Origin of the sequence: Micromonospora phaseoli, assembly GCF_900109115.1 — a bacterium.
Taxonomy (GTDB): domain Bacteria; phylum Actinomycetota; class Actinomycetes; order Mycobacteriales; family Micromonosporaceae; genus Micromonospora; species Micromonospora phaseoli.
Genome location: NZ_FNYV01000009.1, coordinates 1 through 20,057, shown reverse-complemented (window position 1 = coordinate 20,057; position 20,057 = coordinate 1). Strand labels below are relative to the sequence as shown.

Below are 20,057 nucleotides of genomic sequence, written 5' to 3'. Positions count from 1 at the left end.
GGCTCAGAAGGTGTGTTCGGCGGCGGGGAACTCGCCGCCGCGGACCTCGTCGGCGAAGCGGCGGGTCGCCTCGCCGAGCACCTCGGCGAGATCGGCGTAGCGCTTCACGAAGCGCGGCGCCCTGCCGGTACGCAGACCTGCCATGTCCTGCCAGACCAGCACCTGGGCGTCGGTCTCCGGGCCGGCGCCGATGCCCACCGTCGGGATGGGCAGCTCGGCGGTGACCCGCTTGGCGACGTCGCCGGGCACCATTTCGAGCACCACCGCGAAGGCGCCGGCCTCGGCGACCGCCCGGGCGTCATCCAGCACCTCGTCGGCGGTCTCGCCGCGGCCCTGCACCCGGTAGCCGCCGATGGTGTGCTCACGCTGCGGGGTGAACCCGACATGCGCCATCACCGGAATGCCGGCGCCGACGATCGCCTCGATCTGCGCGGCGAAGCGTCGGCCGCCCTCCAGCTTCACCGCGTGACAGCCGCTCTCCTTCATGAACCGGACGGCGGTGCGCAGCGCCTGCGTCGGACCCTCCTCGTACGAGCCGAACGGCAGATCGCCGACGACCAGCGCCTGCCGGGTGGCGCGGACGACCGCCCGCACCAGCGGCAGCAGCTCCTCGGCGGTCACCGGCAGGGTCGTCTCGTAGCCGAACACGTTGTTCGCCGCCGAGTCGCCCACCAGCAGCACCGGGATGCCGGCGGAGTCGAAGACCGAGGCCGTGTACTGGTCGTACGAGGTGAGCATCGACCACTTCTCGCCGCGCTCCTTGGCGGCGAGCAGGTCGCGGGTGCGGATCCGGCGGGTGGCGGGTCCGCCGTAGAGGGCGGTCACCTCGGCCGGAGTGGAATCCACCATGGTTTTCTCCTTCCTCGAGGCCGCGTACGCGGTCCCCGGGTTCCGCCGCGATCGTCGCACCGTCGGCCCCGCTGGCGGCAGGGCGCAGTGGAGGATGTCACTCCGCCGGAGGTGGGTCAGCCGTCCTCGCGCCACCGGTTGGTGATCGGCAGCCGCCGGTCCCGTCCGAATGCCTTCATCGAGATCTTCGTGCCCGGCGCGGACTGGCGGCGCTTGTACTCGGCGGTATCCACCATCCGCAGCACCTTGTCCACCACGGCCGGGTCGTGGCCGGAGGTGACCAGACCCTCGCGGCCGAGGTCGCCGTCGATGTAACCGATCAGGATCGGGTCGAGCACGTCGTAGTCGGGCAGCGAGTCGCTGTCGAGCTGCCCCGGGCTCAGCTCCGCGCTCGGCGGCTTGCCGATCGAGTTCTCCGGGATCGGTGGCGTCCCGCCCAGCCGCTCCGCTTCGGCGTTACGCCACTTGGCGAGCCGCCAGACCAGCGTCTTCCACACGTCCTTGATCGGGTTGAAGCCGCCGACCGAGTCGCCGTACAGGGTGGAGTAGCCGACCGCCAGCTCGCTCTTGTTGCCGGTGGTCAGCACCAGGTGACCCTCCTGGTTCGACAGGGCCATCAGGATGACGCCGCGTACCCGGGCCTGGAGGTTCTCCACCGCCACCCCGGACAGCGACATGTTCGCCAGGAAGGTGTCGACCATCGGCTGGATCGGCTCGATCCGGTAGTCCAGGCCGGTGCGCTTGGCCAGGTCGGCGGCGTCCTCCCGGCTGTGCTCGGAGGAGTGCTGGCTGGGCAGAGAGACCCCGACCACCCGGTCGCCACCGAGCGCGTCCACCGCGATGGCCGCGACCACCGCCGAGTCGATGCCGCCGGAGAGTCCGAGCACCACCGACGGGAACCGGTTCTTGTCGACGTAGTCGCGCAGCCCGAGCACCAGCGCCTGCCACACCTCGGCCTCGTCGGCGACCGGCTCGATGATTCCGCCGGTCGCCACCGGGCCGGCCGACGTCGGGCCGGTCGGTGCCGGCAGTGCGCCCTCGACGGCCCGGCGCACCACCCGCAACCCTTCGGCAAGCTCCGCCGCGTCCACCGTGACGCCTGTACGGTCCGGCCCGGCGGGTAGGTCCACGTCGTGGACGAGCAGGTGCTCGACGAACTGGGGTGCCCGGGCCAGCAGCGTCCCGTCCGCCGCGACGATCATCGAGTCGCCCTCGAAGACCAGTTCGTCCTGCCCGCCGATCATGTTGACGTACGCGATGGTGGCCCCGGCCTCGGCGGCCCGTCGGCGCACCACCGGCAGGCGCAGGTCGTCCTTGTTCAGCTCGTACGGCGAGCCGTTGATGTTGACCACCAGCCCCACGCCGGCCTGCCGGGCGGCGGCGAACGGGCCGCCGGCCTGCCACAGGTCCTCGCAGATGGTCAGCGCCACGTCCACGCCGCCGAGGCGGACCACGGTGAGCATGTCCCCGGGCACGAAGTAGCGGTCCTCGTCGAAGACGCCGTAGTTGGGCAGGTGGTGCTTGAAGTAGGTGGCGACGATCTCACCCCGGTGCAGCAGCGCGGCGGCGTTACGCGCCCCCCGGCCCGGCTCGGCGTCCGCGCTGACCTGCGGGGGGCCGTCGGCGTCCAGGTAACCGACCACGACCGGCAGCTCGCCCAACCCGTCGGCGGCGAGGTCGCGGGCGAGCTGTTCGAGCGCCGCCTTCGACGCGGCGACGAAGGACCGCCGGAAGACCAGGTCCTCCACCGGGTAGCCGGTCAGCATCATCTCCGGGAACAGGACCAACTGGGCGCCGGAGCCGGCGGCCCGGCGGGTCCAGGTACGCACGAGGCGGGCGTTACCGGTGAGGTCGCCCACGGCGGGGTTGACCTGGCACAGGGCGAGACGCAGGTTGGGCATGCCCTCATCTTGCCCCAGCCGCGCGGGGTCGACACGTGGGCGTGGACAGCGGCCGGCCGGGACGCGACCGACGGTCGGGACTGGACGGGACGCGACGGCGCCGGTTCGGTTAACGTCTGCGTAATCGGGTCGGTGGAGACTGGTCGGTCAGGTCGGGTGAAGCCCGGTCGAAGGCGGACAAGAGTGTCGCGGAAGGTTGGGGCAGTGGACCGTCAGCAGGAGTTCGTCCTCCGTACGCTGGAAGAGCGGGACATCCGCTTCGTCCGGTTGTGGTTCACCGATGTGCTCGGCACGCTCAAGAGCGTCTCCGTCGCTCCTGCCGAGCTGGAGGCGGCCTTCGAGGAGGGCATCGGCTTCGACGGCTCGGCGATCGAGGGCTTCGCCCGGGTCTTCGAGTCGGACATGGTCGCCATGCCCGATCCGACCACCTTCCAGGTCTTCCCCTTCGAGGGCGGGGTCAGCGGTGAGAGCGCCCGGATGTTCTGCGACATCCTGCTCCCCGACGGCAGCCCATCCTGGGCCGATCCCCGGCACGTGCTGCGCCGGGCGCTGTCCCGGGCGGCCGAGAAGGGCTTCACCTTCTACACCCACCCCGAGATCGAGTTCTTCCTGCTGGAGAACGGGCCGGCGGACGGCTCGGTGCCGGTGCCGGTGGACACCGGCGGCTACTTCGAGCACACCACCCACGCGGTGGCCCGCGACTTCCGCCGCCAGGCGGTGCTCGCGCTGGAGCGGATCGGCATCTCGGTCGAGTACAGCCACCACGAGGTCGCCCCCGGCCAGCAGGAGATCGACCTGCGCTACGCCGACGCGCTCACCACCGCCGACAACATCATGACCTTCCGGCACGTGGTCAAGGAGGTGGCGCTCTCCACCGGGGTGCAGGCCGCCTTCATGCCCAAGCCCTTCACCGACCAGCCGGGCAGCGGGATGCACACCCACCTGTCGCTGTTCGAGGGGGAACGCAACGCGTTCCACGACGCCAGCGACCCGATGAAGCTCTCCAAGGTGGCCCGGGCATTCATCGCCGGCCTGCTGACCCATGCGCGGGAGTACACCGCGGTCACCAACCAGTGGGTCAACTCGTACAAGCGGCTCTTCCCGCAGGCGCTGCCGGACCGGGTCACGGAGAGCCCGGCGTACGTCTGCTGGGGTCACCTGAACCGCTCCGCGCTGGTCCGCGTCCCGGCGTACGGCAAGCCGAACTCGGCCCGGGTGGAGGTCCGCTCGCCCGACTCGGCGGCCAATCCTTACCTGGCGTTCGCGGTGCTGCTCGGCGCCGGGATGAAGGGCATCGAGGAGGGGTACGAGCTGCCGCCGGGCGCCGAGGACGACGTGTGGGCGCTGACCAGCGCCGAGCGGCGGGCGATGGGGTACGAGCCGCTGCCGGAGAACCTCGCCGAGGCCATCGACGTGATGGCCGGCTCGGAGTTGGTCGCCGAGGTGCTCGGCGAGCACGTCTTCGACTTCTTCCTGCGCAACAAGCGCGCCGAATGGGAGCAGTACCGCCGCGAGGTCACCCCGTACGAGCGCCAGCGCTATCTGTCGCTGTAGCCGCCGGTCTGCGGGTCCGTGTTCGCGGACCCGCCGCCGGGCTGCCGCGCGTTGCACGGTGCCGCTATCGTCTCGATCACCGTGCCGGCGCCCGCCGGCCGGAGACTCCTCGGGAGGCAGTCGGTGCTGGAGGATCTGCTCAGCGGAGCCTGGCAGAGCGTGGTGTTCGGGGTTGTCGGGGTCGGCCTGATGGCGGCCGGCTTCGTGCTGGTCGACCTGCTCACCCCGGGAAAACTGCGGGACCTGATCTGGGTACGCCGCAACGCCAACGCCGGCCTGTTGCTCGCCGCCAACCAGCTCGGCGTCGCCGGTATCGTGTTCACCGCGATCCTGACCAGCTACAGCGACTTCGCCAAGGGCCTGGCCTCGACGGTGATCTTCGGGCTGATCGGCCTGGGCATCATGGCGCTGGCCTTCTTCGTGCTGGACCTGATCACCCCGGGCAAGCTCGGTGAGGTCGTCTGCTCCGAGGAGCCGCACCCGGTGGCCTGGGTCAGTGCCGCCAGCCATTTCGGTGCCGCGCTTATCGTCTGCGCCTGCATCGCCTGACGCCAGGGGCGTTCCGGGTACGCCGACGTGGGGCCGCGCCGCCGCCGGTCGCAGGTTGCCGCACGTCGGGCTTTCTCGCGCCCCGGAAACCGCGATTCGCCGCATGTCGTGACCGGGTCTGAGATCGGCCGGTAGGCGGCCCCGCAGGAGTGGAGCGGGGCCGCCTGTCAGGTGGCGCAGCACGCCAGCCCGGGCCTGGGGTCAGCTGCCGGCGGACTGACCCTCGCCGCCACGAACGCCCGGACCACCCCAGCCGCCGAGGACACCGGCCTCGACGGCGGCGGTGATGGCGTCGGCCTGTTCCTGGGTCAGCTTGCCGTCCTCGACCGCCTGCGCGAGCCGCTCGGCCAGCGCCTCCGTGCGCTCCTCGACCGACGGCGCGGTCCGGCGCTCGCCCTCTCCGCCCTTACGGCCCTCGGCGGTACCGTCGCCGTGCCCCATGAATCCCGGGTGGCGCTCGCCGTCCGTCCGGCCCTGCGGCTGGTGCCGCTCGCGCAGCTTCGCCAGCGCCTCGGTGACCTTGTCGGTCGGTACGCCCAACTCCTCGGCCAGCGCCTCGGCGAACTCCGCGCCGCGACCCGGCCGCTCGCCGTCGGCCCTGCCGCCCTGCTGCTCCTCGGCGCTCGCGCTGGCGCTCGGGGTGGTCTTGTCGTCGGCGAGCGCCACGGTGGGAGCGGCGATCCCCACGCCGAGCACGCCCGCGGCGGCCAGCCCGGCCAGCAGATGCTTCTTCGAAATGGTGCGGGACATCGGTCCTCCAACTCGTCGATGATGCGATGACGTCACCGACAGTGACCATCCCGGCTGAGGGCGGACCGTGGCGAAGCTGTCAGCGGGCTGGCAATCCCGCCCTCGATCCGGACGAATACGCACTTTCGGCGAAGTCGGGCAGACGGCGGGCGGTCCCGTCCACGGCCGGCGGTCCCGTTCGCGGCCGGCGGTCCCGTTCGCGGCCGGCGGTCCCGTTCGCGGCCGGACGGGTCAGCGGACGGCGGGGGAGACCGTCAACAGGCCGGCGTCGGCGTCGAGGGTGGCCACGGTGCCGACCGGGACACTGAGCTGGCCGGGGCCGTGGCCGATCGGCAGACCGCCCAGCACCGGCACGCCCAGGTCGCCGAGGCGCTCGGCGAGCACGTCGGCGACGCCGATGTCCCAGCCGTCGGAGCAGTCGGTGAACTGGCCCACCGCCACCCCGGCCAGCCCGTCCAGCGCACCCGCCCGGCGTAGTTGGGTGAGCATCCGGTCGACCTTGTACGGCGGCTCCTGCACGTCCTCCAGCAGCAGCACCGCCCCGGTCAGGTCGGGCATGTCCGGGGTACCCACCGAGGCCACCACCAGGCAGAGGTTGCCACCCAGCAGGCGACCGACCGCACGGCCCGGTGTGCGTACGCCGAAAGTCTCTTCGCCCTCGACGGCGCGGACGGCCACCGGCTCGGTGGTGGTCAGCGCCGCGTGCAGGGACTCCGCCGAGGTCAGCGGCGTGCGCTCGTCCCGCCAGGCCGCACCGGGACCGTGCACGCCGGCCAGCCGGGCACCTCGCCAGAGCGCCAGCTGCAGGGCGGTGATGTCGGAGAAGCCGGCCACCACCTTGGGATCGCGGCGGACCAGGTCCATGTCGATCGCGTCCACCACCCGCTGCGCGCCGTAGCCGCCGCGGGTGCAGATCACCCCGCGCACCTGCGGATCACCGAAGGCGGTGTTCAGGTCGGCTGCCCGCAGCGCGTCCGAGCCGGCCAGGTAGCCCTGCCGGGCGTACGCGTGGGGCGCCAGCACCGGCCGCAGCCCCCAGCCGGTGAGCAGCTCGACTCCCCGCGCGACCCGCTCCGGCCGGGTCGGCCCGGAGGGCGACACCAGCATCACCGTGTCGCCGGGGCGCAGCGCCGGTGGGCGTAGGACGTCGTCGGGTGCGGTGGGTACGGACACAGCGGCAGAGCCTAGTCCCGCGCGCCGCCCCCGTCGGCGAGACCGGATAGCCTCGACGGCGTGGCAACCGCGTTGGTGATCGAGAACGACCCGACCGACGACCCGCGCCGGCTGGGGGAGTGGCTTACCGAGGCCGGGCTGGAGCTGTCGTTGGTCCGTCCGCACGCGGGTGACGCGCTCCCCGCCGACCTCGACGGGTACGCCGCCCTGGTGGTGCTCGGCGGCGACCAGCACGCCTATCCGCAGCCCGACGGGGCGCCGGGGACGACCTGGTTCCCGGCCGTGGAGGGGCTGCTCCGCAAGGCCGTCCGGTACCGGGTGCCGACCCTGGGCGTCTGTCTCGGCGCGCAGCTGCTCGCCACCGCCCACGCCGGCACGGTGGCGCTCAGCCCGTCCGGTCCGGAGGTCGGCCCCGCCGTCGTCGGCAAACGCGACGCGGCCGAGACCGACCCGCTCTTCCGGTACGTCCCGCTGATCCCCGACGTGCTCCAGTGGCACACCGACGAGATCACCGAGCTGCCCGTCGGTGCCACCCTGCTGGCCGCCTCCACCCGCTACCCGCACCAGGCGTTCCGCCTCGGCGACCGGGCCTGGGGGCTGCAGTTCCACATCGAGTGCGACACCGCGATGATCGCCGAGTGGGCGACCGACTCGGCGTTGCTGGCCGAGCTGGGCTACGACCCGCAGCTGGTGATCTCCGCGTCCAACGCGGTGATGGCCGACGTCGAGGAGGTCTGGCAGCCGTTCGCCGCGCGGTTCGCCGCGCTGGCCCTCGGCGAGCTGGACGACGGCGGGGCGCGGCGCAGCCTGCCGCTGCTCGGGCACTGATGGGCCGGCCGACCAGGGCCACCGGCCGGCTCGCCCGCTACGGCCTCGGCGTCGTCGACGACGACGCGGTCGCCCGGGCCGCCGACCTGCTCGGGCCGGACGGGCTCGACCTGTGGCGACCGCAGCAGCAGGAACCCACCGGCGAGCGGGCCCAGGAGCTGCTCACCGCGCTGTCCCGGGCCGCCGACCCGGATCTGGCCCTACGCCAACTGCACCGCCTGGTCGAGGCCGAGCAACGCGCGGCAGCACGGCCGAACCGCATCGCCAGCGCGGTCGGTGCGAGCGGTGCGGTGCGGCAGCGGGGCGCCGGACCCGGTCGCGCCACGGCAACCGGCGCGGGCGGCACGGACGCGTCGGCCGGCGGCGTGGACGCGTCGGCCGGCGGCGCGAGCGCTTCGGCCGGCGGTGACCCGGACGCTTCGGCGGACGGTGGCCTCACCGGCGGCATCGGTGCGGGCTCGGCGGTGCTCGCCGCCCTGTACGACGACCCGGGGCTGCGCCGCCGGCTGATCGCCGTGCTCGGCGCGTCGTCGGCGCTGGGCGACCACCTCGTCGCCAACCCCGAACAGTGGTCGGTGCTGCGTACCGAGCGCGACGGGCTGGCCCCTGCCGCCGACGGCCACCTGGACGCGACCGGCGACGGCAACCCGGTCGCGGTGCTGCGTCGGGCGTACCGCCTGGCGCTGCTGCGGATCGTCGCGGCCGACCTGACCGGCGGTCGCGGCCTGGAGCAGACCATGGCCGCGCTCTCCGCGCTGGCCGACGCCACCCTGTGCGCGGCGTACGCGATCGCGCTCGCCGAGCTGCCCGAGGGCACCCGGGAGCCCCGGCTGGCCGTGGTCGCGATGGGCAAGTGCGGCGGCGGCGAACTCAACTACGTCTCCGACGTGGATGTGATCTTCGTGGCGGCCGAGGACGACGACCTGACCACCGCCACCACGGTGGCCACCCGGCTGATCCACATCTGTGGGCTGGTCGCCTGGCCGGTCGACGCGGCGCTGCGACCCGAGGGCAACCGGGGACCGTTGGTGCGGACCCTGGCCAGCCACCTGGCGTACTACCGGCGATGGGCGCGTACCTGGGAGTTCCAGGCACTGCTCAAGGCCCGCCCGGCCGCCGGTGACCTGGCGCTCGGCCAGGAGTGGATCGACGCGCTGGCGCCGCTGCTCTGGCAGGCCGCCGAGCGCCCGGAGGCGGTCGAGGACGTCCGGGCGATGCGCCGGAAAATCATCGACAACATCCCGTCCAAGGAGCTGGAACGCGAGATCAAGCGCGGCCCCGGTGGCCTGCGCGACATCGAGTTCGCGGTACAGCTGCTGCAACTGGTGCACGGCCGGGGCGACGAGGCGCTGCGGGCCCCCGGCACCATCCCCGCCCTGCGGGCGCTGGTCACCGGCGGCTACGTCGGTCGGGCCGACGGGGAGGCGCTGCTGCGCGGGTACCGCTTCCTGCGCAGCGTCGAGCACCGCCTGCAACTACAGGGCCTGCGGCGTACCCACACCGTGCCGACCGAGCCGGGGGCGCTGCGCTGGCTGGCGACCTCCCTCGGCTACACCGCCACCCCCGGGCGCAGCGCCGTCGAGGAGTTCCGCGCCGAGTGGGTCACCCACGCCACCGAGGTACGCCGGCTGCACGCCAAACTGCTCTACCGGCCGCTGCTGGAGTCGGTGGCCCGGGTACCCGCCGACGGCCTGCGGCTGACCCCGCAGGCGGCCCGCAACCGCCTGGAGATCCTCGGCTTCGCCGACCCCGCCGGCGCGCTGCGTCACCTGCAGGCCCTCACCGGCGGGGTGAGCCGCACGGCCGCCATCCAGCGCACCCTGCTGCCGGTCCTGCTCAGCGAGTTCGCCGACGCACCCGAGCCCGACCGGGGTCTGCTCAGCTACCGCCAGGTCTCCGACTCCCTCGGCAGCACCCCCTGGTACCTGCGGCTGCTGCGCGACTCCGGGCCGGTGGCCCGCCGGCTGGCCCGGGTGCTCTCCTCCTCCCGGTATGTCGCGGACCTGCTGACCCGGGAACCGGAGGCGCTGCGCCTGCTGGCCGAGGAGAGCGAGCTGAGTCCACGACCGCGCGAGGTGCTCTGCGACGGGTTCGCCGCCGCCGCTGCCCGGCACACCGACCCGGTCGAGGCGATCCGTGCCGTGCGCGCGCTGCGCCGCCGCGAACTGCTCCGCCTCGCCTGCACCGACGTGCTCAGCCGCGCCGGGTCGCTCGCCCCGTCGCGCCCGGACGGCGCGAGACCGACGCTCGGCCTGGCCGACATCACGGCGGTCGGCACCGCGCTCTCCGCGGTCACCGACGCGACCCTCGCCGCCGCGCTGCGAACCGCCCGGACGGCCGCGCCGGCCATGCCCGGACTGAAGTTCGCGGTCATCGGGGTGGGCCGCCTCGGTGGGTACGAGTCCAACTACCTCTCCGACGCCGACGTGCTCTTCGTCTACGACCCGCCGGCGGGCGTCAGCGAGAGCGAGGCCAGTGCCGCCGCCCACACCGTGGCCGAGGAGCTGCGCCGGCTGCTCGGCATGCCCGCCCCCGATCCGCCGCTGGGCGTCGACGCCGACCTGCGTCCCGAGGGCCGGCAGGGGCCGCTGGTCCGCAGCCTCGCCGCGTACCAGCAGTACTACGCCCGCTGGTCGCGGGTGTGGGAGGCGCAGGCGCTGCTGCGGGCCCGGTGTGTCTGCGGCGACACCGACCTGGGTACCCGGTTCGAGCAGATGGTCGACCCGGTCCGGTACCCGGCCGACGGGCTGACCCGGGAACAGATCATCGAGATCCGCCGGATCAAGGTGCGGGTGGAGACCGAGCGGCTGCCCCGCGGCGCCGACCCGGCCACCCACACCAAGTTGGGGCGCGGCGGCCTGGCCGACGTCGAATGGGCGGTGCAGCTGCTGCAACTGCGGCACGCGGGGGCGTACCCGGCGCTGCGCGGCACGCGTACCGTCGACGCGCTCGCCGCCGCCCGCGACGCGGGCCTGGTGGACCCGGCGGACGCCGAGGCGATGGCCGCCGGCTGGACGCTCGCCGCGCAGGTCCGCAACGCGCTGATGCTGGTCCGTGGCCGCGCCGGCGACCAACTGCCCCGGCACGGCGTGGAGTTGGCCGGGGTGGTCCGGCTGCTCGGCCGCGACGACCCGGGCGAGTTCCTCGACGAGTACCTGCGCACCGGCCGCCGCTCCCGCGCCGCCACCGAACGCGTCCTGGAGATGTAAGGAGGGGCCCCCTGTTAACGCCTGGGGTAGAGCAGGGGCCCCTTCTTAACACCCGGGCCACCCGTGGTACGACTGCCCGATGCCGACATCGACCCACGCTGCCGCACCGGACCGGCGCGGCGGCGGGCCTGCGCCGGGCGCTGTGCCACCAGGACGGGTCCACGCCGTGCTCGCCGCCTTGGTGGTGTCGCTGCTGCTGGCCGTCGCGTTCCTGCTGGCCCCGCCGATGGGGACCGACCTCTCCGCGCAGGTCGCTCGCGCGGGCTTCGCCGACCGCAACGGCCTCGCCCCGCTGGATTTCTCCTGGTACGGCGGGGTCAACCAGTTCGGATACAGCCTCTACACGCAGACGCTCGGCGCGCACCTCGGGGTGCGTACGGTCGGTGCGGTGGCGGCAGTCGTCGCCGCCGTGGCGCTGGCGTGGCTGCTGACGGTCACGGGTGCCCGCCGGCCGCTGCTCGGTGGTGTGCTGGGCGCGGTCGTCCTCGTCGGGAACCTGGCCAGCGGCCGAATCACCTTCGCCGTCGGGCTGATGTGGGCACTGCTCGCGCTCTGCGCGGTGGCCGCGCCCCGAGGTCCGCGCGGGCTGTGGCTCTCGGTGGCCGGCGTGGCGGCGGTACTCGCGACGGCCGCCAGCCCGGTCGCCGGCCTCTTCACCGGCCTCGCCGGAGGGGCTCTGCTGGTCCTCGACATCTGGCGGGACCGGCGGCCCGGAACCGCTGGCCTGGTCCTCTGCCTGGCGCCGCTGGTGACGGTGGCCCCGATGGCGGTGCTCTTCGGCAACGGCGGCCGGCAGCCGTTCAGCGCGGAGTCGTTACGGATCAACCTTGCCCTCGCCGTGGTGGTGCTCGCGCTCGTACCGGTCCGGGCGCTGCGGATCGGCGCCGCGCTCACCGCGCTGCTGCTGGTCGCGGCCTACCACCTGCCCAGCCCGATCGGATCGAACGCCCTGCGCCTGCCGATGCTCTTCGCCCTGCCGGTCCTCGCGGCGTACGTCACGCTGCGTCGGCGGTGGCTCGCCGCGCTGCTCGTTGTGCTCTTCTGGTGGCAGTCCCCGGTGATGACCAACGACATTGCCCGCCGTGGATCGGCGCCGGTGCACGTCGCCTTCTACCGGCCGCTGTTGGCGGAGCTCGACCGGCGGGCACCGGTGGGGCGGGTCGAAGTGGTGCCGCTGCGTGACCACTGGGAGAGCGGGTACGTGGCGGAGGTCGTACCGCTGGCCCGTGGCTGGGAGCGCCAGGCTGACGCGGAACGTAACGCCCTGTTCTACGGCGACGGACTCGATGCCCAACGGTACGGCGAATGGCTGCACCACAACGCCGTCAGCTACGTCGCCGTCGCTCCGGACGCGGCACTCGACCGGTACGCCAGGGACGAGGCGACGCTCGTGCTGGCGGGCCAGCCGTACCTGCGGGAGGTCGGTCGACCCGGGCAGTGGCGCCTCTACGAGGTGCTCGACTCGGAACCACTGGTCTCCCGACCCGCCCGGCTGGTCCGATCGGACGACGCGGGCGTGCGCTTCACGGTCGACGCACCGACCGACGTCCTCGTCCGTGTCCGCTGGTCCCGCTGGCTGTCGCTGGCCGAGGGTGACGGGTGCCTGCGCCCCGGCTCGGACGAATGGGTCACCGTTGCGGCCCGGACACCGGGCATCTTCCAGCTCACCAGCAGCCTGAGACCGTCCGGCCACTGCTAGGCCCTGTGTCGGCCTGGTCCGGCGCGCATGCCCACCTCCGTACCGCGATCACGGTACTGGCAGCATGTCGGGGTGTCCCATCACCTCGTACGCTGGACCGGGCTGGCCGGCTCGGTCATGCTCGCCGTGGCCGCGTTCCTCGGCGGTGCCATGCCCGACGGAGACCTGCGGCCCAATCCGGTCAAGATCTGGCTGGGCCCGAACGGGCCGCTGATCATCGGATTGTGGCTGTTCGGCACCGCCGCCATGGCTGTCGCCTGGTGGGTGCTGCGCGACCGGGTGCCCTCGGCCCGGTGGGCCCTGGTCACCGCCGGGCTGTGGATTCTGCCGTTCCTGTTCACCCCGCCGCTGGGCAGCCGGGACGCCTACGCGTACGCCTGCCAGGGGGCGAGCTTCTCGGCCGGCATCAGCCCCTACGAGTACGGGGTCTCCACGTTGCCCTGCCCCTGGCTGGACAGCATGTCGTACATCTGGCGGGACACCCCGGCCCCGTACGGTCCGCTGTTCGTGGTGCTCTCCGGCGCGGTGGTCGCCGCGACCGGTTCGCTGCTCGGCAGCATCGCGCTGTTCCGGGTGTTCGCGGTGGCCGGCGTGGTGCTGACAGCGGTCTGCCTGCCGGTGCTGGCCCGCCGCAGCGGCGTACCGGTCGGCCGGGCGCTCTGGCTGGCCCTGGCCAGCCCACTGGTGGGCGTGCACCTGATCTCCGGCGTGCACAACGACGCGTTGATGATCGGGCTGATGGTGGCCGGGCTGGCCGTGGTGGTCAGCCGACCGGGCCGACCCTGGCCGCTGCTGGCCGGCGGGGTGGTGCTCGGCATGGCCGCCGGGATCAAGGTGACCGTGCTGGTGGTGGTGCCGTTCGCGGCGCTGGCCGCGATCGCCGGCGGGTTCTCGGTGCGCGCGCTGCTGCGCGACGGTACGCCGGTGGTCGGTGGGGCGGTCGCCACGCTGCTCGGCGTGACGTTCGCCGCCGGCCTGGACTTCGGCTGGATCACCGGGCTGTCGCACGGCAACGACGTGGTCGCCTGGACGTCGCCGCCCACCGCCGTCGGGCAGACCGTCGGCTACCTGGTGCTGCCGTTCGGCCTGCACATCGACGCGCTGCCGGTGACCCGGGGCATCGCCGTGGTGGTGTTGGCGGCGCTGCTGGTGTGGCTGTGGTTCCGGGCGCGTACCCGCGACCCGCTCTGGCATGCCGCGCTGGCGCTGACCGCGACGGTCGCGCTCGCCCCGCTGTTCCACCCCTGGTACTGGTTCTGGCCGCTGGCCCTGCTCGCCGCCACCGCACAGCGCACCTGGTGGTTCAGCGTGGTGACGGTGGCCTCCTCGTTCCTGGTGCTGGCCGACGGAACCGGGTTGGCCCGGTACACCAAGACGGTCGGTGCGCCACTGATGACGCTGTTGGTGATCGTGGTGGCCGTTCGCTTGGTACGGTCGGCGCGGGCGGCCCGCCGCCCGGTTCCCGTCGAGTAGAGGAGAAGTCCGCCGGTGACCGTCCCCGGCGTCCGCCTCGCCCGATACGGCGGCCTGGCCGGCGCGCTGCTGCTGGCGGTCGCCGGGTACCTCGGCGGCGCGCTGCCCGGCGCCACCACCACCCGGGTCTGGCACTCCGGGGACGGCCCGCTGACCGTGGCGCTGTGGCTGCTCGGCACCGCCGCCATGGTGGCCGCCTGGTGGTCGCTGCGCGACGGCGCCCCGTCGGCCCGGTGGGCGTACGTCACCGCCGGGTTGTGGACACTGCCGCTGCTGTTCACCGCTCCGCTGGGCAGCAGAGACGTCTACTCGTACGCCTGCCAGGGCTGGATCTACGCGGACGGCGGCGACCCGTACGCCACCGGGGTGGCTGCGGCCGGCTGCCCCTGGGCGGAGGCGGTCGCGCCGATCTGGCGGGACACCCCGGCACCGTACGGGCCGTTCTTCGTGCTGCTCGCCGCGCTCGCCGTGCTGCTCGGCGGTGGCCTGGTCGGCACGGTGGTGTTGCTGCGGGCGCTGGCGGTGGCCGGGCTGCTGCTGGTGGCGTACTGCCTGCCCGGACTGGCCCGGGCAGCCGGGATGCCCACCCGGCGGGTCACCTGGCTGGTGCTGGCCTGCCCGCTGGTCGGTGTGCACCTGGTGGCCGGCGCGCACAACGACGCGGTGATGCTGGGCCTGCTCCTGCTCGGCCTGCTCCTGCTGGTCCGCCGACCGGTGGCGCCCGGCGGTTCGACTGGACCCGGGTTGGTGGTGCCTGGTGGGTCAGCCGAGCCCGGGCTCGTGGCGCGTCATGGGCTCGTGGCGCGTCATGGGCTGGTGGCGCGTGGTGGGCTGGTTACGGCGGTCGGGTTGCTGGTGGGCGCGGGGGTGCTGCTCGGGCTGGCCGTGTCGGTGAAGGCGACCGCCGTGGTGGTGCTGCCGTTCGCGGCGCTGCTGGCGGTAGGTGGCCGGCTCACCGTACCGGCGCTGCTGCGCGACGGCGGCACGCTCGCCGGCGGGGTGCTCAGCGGGCTGGTGGCCAGCTCGCTGCTCTCCGGTCTCGGTCTCGGCTGGCTCGGCGGGCTGGGCCGCAGCGGCGACACCGAGCAGTGGACCTCGCCGCCGACCGCCGTCGGCATGGTCGTCGACTACGCCGGTGAGCTGGTCGGCCGGCAGCCCGGGGCGGTGCCGGTGGCGCGCGCCGTCGGACTGCTCCTGCTGGCCGGGCTGCTGGTGCTGCTGTGGTGGCGGACCTGGTCGGCGCTGCGCGACCGGGACGGCTCCGCGGAGTCGGACCGTACCCGGCTGGCGCTGCTCGGGGCCGGACTGGCGCTGGCCCTCACCGTTGCCTTGGCTCCGGTGTTCCACCCCTGGTACGCGACCTGGCCGCTGGTCCTGCTCGCGGTGGCGGCGGCGCGGACCGCCTGGTTCGTGGTGCCCGGTGCGGTGGCGGCCTTCCTGGCGTTGCCGGACGGCACCAACCTGGCCCGGCTGGTGAAGGCGCCCGGTGCGGTGGCGATGACGGTGCTGGTGGTCGTCGTGGTGATCTGGGGCCTGCCCCGGCTCCCCCGCCCGCCGATACTCCGTCGCCCTCCTCCTGGTTGAGCAGTTGCGCGAACCGGAGACGACCACCCGCCCCGCGCCGGTGGACGGCCGATCGGCGGCAACCCAGCTGTTGCTATCCCGGCGTGTCGGACAGGTGCACTGCCACTGATCAGGGGCGGCCGGCTCAGCCAGTGCACCGTGCCGGGTGTTTCGGCGTGGACGCGCGGACAGGGCGGGCGGGGCCAGCCGAGCCGGCACGGCGGGGCGGGTGGGTTGGTCAGCGGTGTGTGCCGCAGGTGGGGCAGGGGCTGGTTCGACGGGGGTCGGTCCGGCGGCGCAGCGCAACGGCCGCCGGGAGTACGCTCGGCCCGATCAGGCCGACGACGAGGGCGGTGGCGACCAGGGTCGGGTAGGTGGGGTGTGTGGCGCCGCTGAGGCCGTCCACCATGCCGGCCAGGATGTGCACGCTGAGCAGGCCGACGGGGGTGAGTAGGGCTGCCACCGCCCACTTGCCTCGCCCATCCCGCTGGATGGCCAGCCCGACCGCGAGCAGTACCGCCACCGCCAGTAGCACCGCGCCGGCCGCCGGCAGGAGTTGCTCGATGCTTCCTCGGTCCGCGCCCCAGTAGGCGGCGTTTGCGTCCGCCCACGCGACCGTGCCGCCGGCGACCGCCGCAGTGATCGGTAGGGCCCGGATCGGCAACGGCAGGTGGTCGTCGACCGTCAGCGCCAACACGCCGAGGGCGACCTGCGGCACCAGCACCAACAATGGCGGTCGGGGGGAGCCGGCGATCACGCACAGCGCCGGCACCGCAGCGGTCGCCAGCACTGCCAGAGCGACCGCCGACCGGCTGGGGCGGCCCGGCGTGACGGCCGCGAGCAGCGCGGCGACCAGCCAGCCGAACCACGCGACGACGCCTGCCGAGACGAACGGCCCAAAGCCCGGTAGTAGGCCCCACTCGGCGGGCGGCTGCTGCTCGACGACTGTCCAGAAGCCAGCCAGGAAGGTGGCGGTGGTCAGTGCGAGCAGCCCGGCGAGGCGTACCCCGGGGATCAGGTCGGTGGCTCCGGCGGCCCGCAGCCGCTGGCGCAGGCCCCCGCGTGCGAGGTCGGCGGCGTCCGCGGCGGACGGCCAGCGCCGCGCCGGGTCAGCCAGGTCCAGGTATGTCCCGATGATCTCGTCGCCCCGGTCGCGGCGGTAGTCGGCCGGGTACGCCCGCAGCAGTCGCCGGTAGCGGCGTTCGAGCGCGGTCATGCCAGGCCCTCGACGGTACGGGGGGCGAGCGGGCGCACCGAGCGGGCGCGTAGCCGGGCGGTCGCCGCCTCGACGTTGCGTCGCAGCCGTTCGGTCTCGGCGGTGAGCGTGGCGTCTCCGTTGGGAGAGAGGCGGTAGTAGCGGCGCAGCCGGCCGTCGACGGTCTCCTCGCGGTCGAGTTCGACCAGACCGGCGTCGGTGAGCCGGTCCAGCGCGCCGTAGAGGGTGCCGGGGCGCAGCGACAGCCGACCGTCGGATAGGGCGGCGACCTCGCCGATGATCGCGTAGCCGTGCATCGGCTCGCGGGCGAGCGCGGTGAGGATCAGGAACGTGGGTTCTCGTATCGGCGTGTCCACGCCAGACAATATAACGGACGCGAAGGTATCCCGGGGTCCGGCGCGGCGGACTTCGACTCGGGCTGCCCCGGCGGGTCGGGCCGCGCGGCGGTCCATGTGACGCGGTCGGGTCGGGATGCGGTCTGGTGGCCTCCGGTGTGCTACAGGTCCCCGGTCTCGTCCGGGGCATCCCAGAGTCGTCGAGGGCCGGGGCGAGTAGCGCCGGCCGCGGAGGCAGGTTCCCGAACCGTGTCGCTTGGCGCGTCAACGCGGAAGAGCCGGCAGTCCGTCGGCGTGCGTCACGGCCTGGCTTGCGGCCTATCGGTGCTGGCGACGCTGGGCGCTCCACTGGCTCACAAGGTGGGCAGGGAACAGGACAAAAAAGGCCAGCATCAGCACGCCAATGAGGTTCCGGGTCGATTCCTGCCAGCTCCGGGGCATGAACTCCCGCGCCTCGAACAGAAGTCCGGCAGCACCACAGCAGACGGCAGCCGATGCCCAGAGCCGAGGACGGTGCACCACTCGACCGAACAACCTGGCAGTTTCGGTGCGTCGGCTGCGGACTAGAACAACACCGGCGAGCACGATCACAGCGACACTTCCGCCAGCGACCAGCGCAATCATCACTGCCCAAGACACGTCCATGGCCGTCACGGCGCCAGGGTAGCCGTAGCAAGCGATGCCCCGGGTATGGGTGTTTCCCGCCTTAGACCGTTGATGTCGCGTCAGCGAACGCGTGGTGTTCCGCCGCGCCCAGAGCAGCTGCCCGCAGGAAGCCGAGGCCGGCACCGAACCCACCACCCTCGTGGTCAATTCCTGCAATTCGTGGGTCATGGGCGGCGGCTCGGGAAGCGGTCGGCCTTCTGGCTCGATGGGGCATCCATGGGCTGAGGCACTACTACGCGACGGTGCTCATTCACGCAGGCGCATCGGTCAAGACGGTTCAGCTTTCGCCCGGGCACAGCACCCCTACTGTCACGCTCAACACGTATGTCTACGATTGGTCGGACGTGGTCGACCGGACCCGGTTGCTCATCGACAGCGCGCTAGGTCAACAGGAAACGGCGGTCATGCCGGCTGGGAGCCGTGCATGACCGCCGTCCCTCAGGCTGTACCCGGCCAGTGATTAAGATCAGTGGTGATCCTGTTGGTCCAGTTCAGCGCCTTGATCGGTTTCAGCAGTCGAAGTACATGGCGAACTCGTGCGGGGTCGGGCGCAGACGCACCGGGTCGACCTCGTTGGCCCGCTTCCAGTCCACCCAGGTGGAGATCAGGTCCGGCGTGAAGACGCCGCCGTCGAGCAGGTAGTCGTGGTCGGCCTCGAGCGAGTCGAGCACGGCCGGCAGCGAGCCCGGCACCTGCTTGACGTCGCCCCACTCCTCCGGCGGGAGGTCGTAGAGGTCCTTGTCGATCGGCGCCGGCGGCTCCATCTTGCTCTTGATGCCGTCCAGGCCGGCCATCAGCATCGCCGAGAAGGCGAGGTAGACGTTGGCCGACGGGTCCGGTACCCGGAACTCGACCCGCTTGGCCTTGGCGTTGCTGCCGGTGACCGGGATGCGGGTGCAGGCGGAGCGGTTGCGCTGCGAGTAGACCAGGTTGACCGGCGCCTCGTAGCCGGGCACCAGGCGGCGGTACGAGTTGACCGTCGGGTTCGTGAAGGCCAGCAGCGACGGGGCGTGGTGCAGCAGGCCGCCGATGTACCAGCGGGCGGTGTCGGAGAGGCCGGCGTAACCGGTCTCGTCGTAGAACAGCGGCTCACCACCCAGCCAGAGGCTCTGGTGGGTGTGCATGCCGGAGCCGTTGTCGCCGAAGAGCGGCTTCGGCATGAAGGTCGCGGTCTTCCCGGCGGCCCACGCGGTGTTCTTGACGATGTACTTGAAGAGCTGCAGCTGGTCACCCGCGTGCAGCAGGGTGGAGAACTTGTAGTTGATCTCCGCCTGGCCGGCGGTGCCGACCTCGTGGTGCGAGCGCTCGACGGTGAAGCCGGTGTCGATCAGCTTGCGGACGATCTGGTCGCGCAGGTCGGCGTAGTGGTCGACCGGCGGCACCGGGAAGTAACCGCCCTTGTAGGCGGTCTTGTAGCCGCGGTTGCCGCCCTCTTCCTCGCGACCGGTGTTCCAGGCGCCCTCGATCGAGTCGATGTAGTAGAAGGCCTGGTGGGCGGAGGTCTCGTGGCGGATCGAGTCGAAGATGTAGAACTCCGCCTCGGGGCCGAAGTAGGCGGTGTCCGCGATGCCGCTGGCGGCGAGGTACGCCTCGGCCTTCTTCGCCACATTGCGCGGGTCGCGAGAGTACGCCTCGCGAGTGAACGGGTCGTGGATGAAGAAGTTCAGCGCGAGGGTCTTCTGCGCGCGGAAGGGGTCGATGAATGCGGTGGCGACGTCCGGGAGCAGGAGCATGTCCGACTCATGGATCGCCTGGAAGCCGCGGATCGACGACCCGTCGAAAGCGAGACCGTCGGTGAAGAAGTTGTCGTCGACGGACTCCACCGGCAGGTTGAAATGCTGCATGACGCCGGGCAGGTCACAGAAACGAACGTCGACGAACTTCACGTCCTCGTTCTTGAGGTAACGCAGGAGTTCCTCGGGATTGGCGAACACTCGTCCTCCTGGCACGTCCACGGGTAGCTAGGCTCCTGGCGACGCTATGGCCGTAGGGTTGCCCTGCCATGTCTCCAGTGTTTCTGCCGTGTTACGTCCCTCGCGGTGGGTCACCCCGGCGCCCGGTGCGGACACCGGAGCCCGAGGAACTGGTCCGGCTGGTGCCAGTGTAGTGACACTTGGTGTCATTGGTCCTTTTCGACGCCGGGCGGGTGCCGCGCGTCGGGGCGGGCGGTCAGTGCCGTGCGGGTCGGGCCAAGCGGTGGTGTCGCGGGTCGGGGGCAAGCGGTGGTGTCGCGGGTCGGGGGCAAGCGGTGGTGTCGCGGGTCGGGGGCAAGCGGTGGTGTCGCGGGTCGGG

Annotated in this window: 16 protein-coding genes; 8 read left to right on the top strand and 8 right to left on the bottom strand. The window is 72.7% G+C overall.

Annotated features, from left to right (window positions below; all coding sequences use genetic code 11):
• Positions 1 to 3 precede the first annotated feature (3 nt).
• Both panB and BMY89_RS21470 read right to left on the bottom strand, forming a co-directional pair.
• A complete protein-coding gene (gene panB, locus BMY89_RS21475; RefSeq protein WP_092381848.1) occupies positions 4 to 849 on the bottom strand; it encodes a 3-methyl-2-oxobutanoate hydroxymethyltransferase in 846 nt (281 codons plus the stop codon).
• Between the two features lie 116 nt (positions 850 to 965).
• The gene (locus tag BMY89_RS21470; protein WP_092381847.1) at positions 966 to 2,750 is read right to left on the bottom strand and encodes an NAD+ synthase; all 1,785 of its coding nucleotides are present in this window, start codon (positions 2,748 to 2,750) and stop codon (positions 966 to 968) included.
• A 204-nt stretch (positions 2,751 to 2,954) separates the two neighbouring features.
• Here BMY89_RS21470 and glnA (BMY89_RS21465) point away from each other — a divergent pair, with 204 nt between their 5' ends.
• A complete protein-coding gene (gene glnA, locus BMY89_RS21465) occupies positions 2,955 to 4,304 on the top strand; it encodes a type I glutamate--ammonia ligase (RefSeq protein WP_092381846.1) in 1,350 nt (449 codons plus the stop codon).
• Between the two features lie 123 nt (positions 4,305 to 4,427).
• Positions 4,428 to 4,853 (top strand): DUF350 domain-containing protein, encoded by a 426-nt coding sequence (locus tag BMY89_RS21460; RefSeq protein ID WP_092382040.1) that lies wholly within the window; start codon positions 4,428 to 4,430, stop codon positions 4,851 to 4,853.
• 201 nt (positions 4,854 to 5,054) lie between these two features.
• Here the strand turns inward: BMY89_RS21460 and BMY89_RS21455 are convergent, their stop codons facing one another.
• Entirely contained in the window at positions 5,055 to 5,603 is a 549-nt protein-coding gene (locus BMY89_RS21455; RefSeq protein WP_092381845.1) for a hypothetical protein, read from the bottom strand.
• A 231-nt stretch (positions 5,604 to 5,834) separates the two neighbouring features.
• Positions 5,835 to 6,710, bottom strand: a complete 876-nt coding sequence (locus BMY89_RS21450) for a S66 peptidase family protein (RefSeq protein WP_092382039.1) — start codon at positions 6,708 to 6,710, stop codon at positions 5,835 to 5,837.
• A gap of 126 nt (positions 6,711 to 6,836) precedes the next feature.
• Here BMY89_RS21450 and BMY89_RS21445 point away from each other — a divergent pair, with 126 nt between their 5' ends.
• From BMY89_RS21445 to mptB (BMY89_RS21425), 5 genes are all read left to right on the top strand, one after another.
• Positions 6,837 to 7,604: a type 1 glutamine amidotransferase gene (locus BMY89_RS21445; protein ID WP_092381844.1), complete on the top strand. Its 768-nt coding sequence runs from the start codon at positions 6,837 to 6,839 to the stop codon at positions 7,602 to 7,604.
• A complete protein-coding gene (locus BMY89_RS21440) occupies positions 7,604 to 10,813 on the top strand; it encodes a bifunctional [glutamine synthetase] adenylyltransferase/[glutamine synthetase]-adenylyl-L-tyrosine phosphorylase (protein WP_092381843.1) in 3,210 nt (1,069 codons plus the stop codon). Before BMY89_RS21445 ends, BMY89_RS21440 begins: the two co-directional genes overlap by 1 nt.
• A gap of 79 nt (positions 10,814 to 10,892) precedes the next feature.
• The gene (locus tag BMY89_RS21435; RefSeq protein ID WP_139217990.1) at positions 10,893 to 12,512 is read left to right on the top strand and encodes a hypothetical protein; all 1,620 of its coding nucleotides are present in this window, start codon (positions 10,893 to 10,895) and stop codon (positions 12,510 to 12,512) included.
• A 72-nt stretch (positions 12,513 to 12,584) separates the two neighbouring features.
• Positions 12,585 to 13,985, top strand: coding sequence for a polyprenol phosphomannose-dependent alpha 1,6 mannosyltransferase MptB (gene mptB, locus BMY89_RS21430; RefSeq protein ID WP_175510397.1), 1,401 nt, complete (start codon positions 12,585 to 12,587; stop codon positions 13,983 to 13,985).
• A gap of 15 nt (positions 13,986 to 14,000) precedes the next feature.
• Positions 14,001 to 15,569, top strand: a complete 1,569-nt coding sequence (mptB, locus tag BMY89_RS21425) for a polyprenol phosphomannose-dependent alpha 1,6 mannosyltransferase MptB (protein WP_092381840.1) — start codon at positions 14,001 to 14,003, stop codon at positions 15,567 to 15,569.
• 217 nt (positions 15,570 to 15,786) lie between these two features.
• Here the strand turns inward: mptB (BMY89_RS21425) and BMY89_RS21420 are convergent, their stop codons facing one another.
• The 3 genes from BMY89_RS21420 to BMY89_RS21410 form a co-directional block, all read right to left on the bottom strand.
• Positions 15,787 to 16,764: a serine/threonine-protein kinase gene (locus tag BMY89_RS21420; protein ID WP_092381839.1), complete on the bottom strand. Its 978-nt coding sequence runs from the start codon at positions 16,762 to 16,764 to the stop codon at positions 15,787 to 15,789.
• Positions 16,761 to 17,120 (bottom strand): PadR family transcriptional regulator, encoded by a 360-nt coding sequence (locus tag BMY89_RS21415; protein WP_092381838.1) that lies wholly within the window; start codon positions 17,118 to 17,120, stop codon positions 16,761 to 16,763. The genes BMY89_RS21420 and BMY89_RS21415 overlap by 4 nt, the downstream gene beginning before the upstream one ends.
• A 297-nt stretch (positions 17,121 to 17,417) precedes the next feature.
• The gene (locus BMY89_RS21410; protein WP_139217989.1) at positions 17,418 to 17,753 is read right to left on the bottom strand and encodes a hypothetical protein; all 336 of its coding nucleotides are present in this window, start codon (positions 17,751 to 17,753) and stop codon (positions 17,418 to 17,420) included.
• A 158-nt stretch (positions 17,754 to 17,911) separates the two neighbouring features.
• Here BMY89_RS21410 and BMY89_RS21405 point away from each other — a divergent pair, with 158 nt between their 5' ends.
• On the top strand, positions 17,912 to 18,193 hold the full coding sequence (locus tag BMY89_RS21405) for a tyrosine-type recombinase/integrase (protein WP_092381836.1): 282 nt from the start codon (positions 17,912 to 17,914) through the stop codon (positions 18,191 to 18,193).
• An 81-nt stretch (positions 18,194 to 18,274) separates the two neighbouring features.
• Here BMY89_RS21405 and glnA (BMY89_RS21400) read toward each other — a convergent pair whose 3' ends face one another.
• A complete protein-coding gene (glnA, locus tag BMY89_RS21400) occupies positions 18,275 to 19,699 on the bottom strand; it encodes a type I glutamate--ammonia ligase (protein WP_092381835.1) in 1,425 nt (474 codons plus the stop codon).
• Between the last annotated feature and the right edge of the window lie 358 nt (positions 19,700 to 20,057).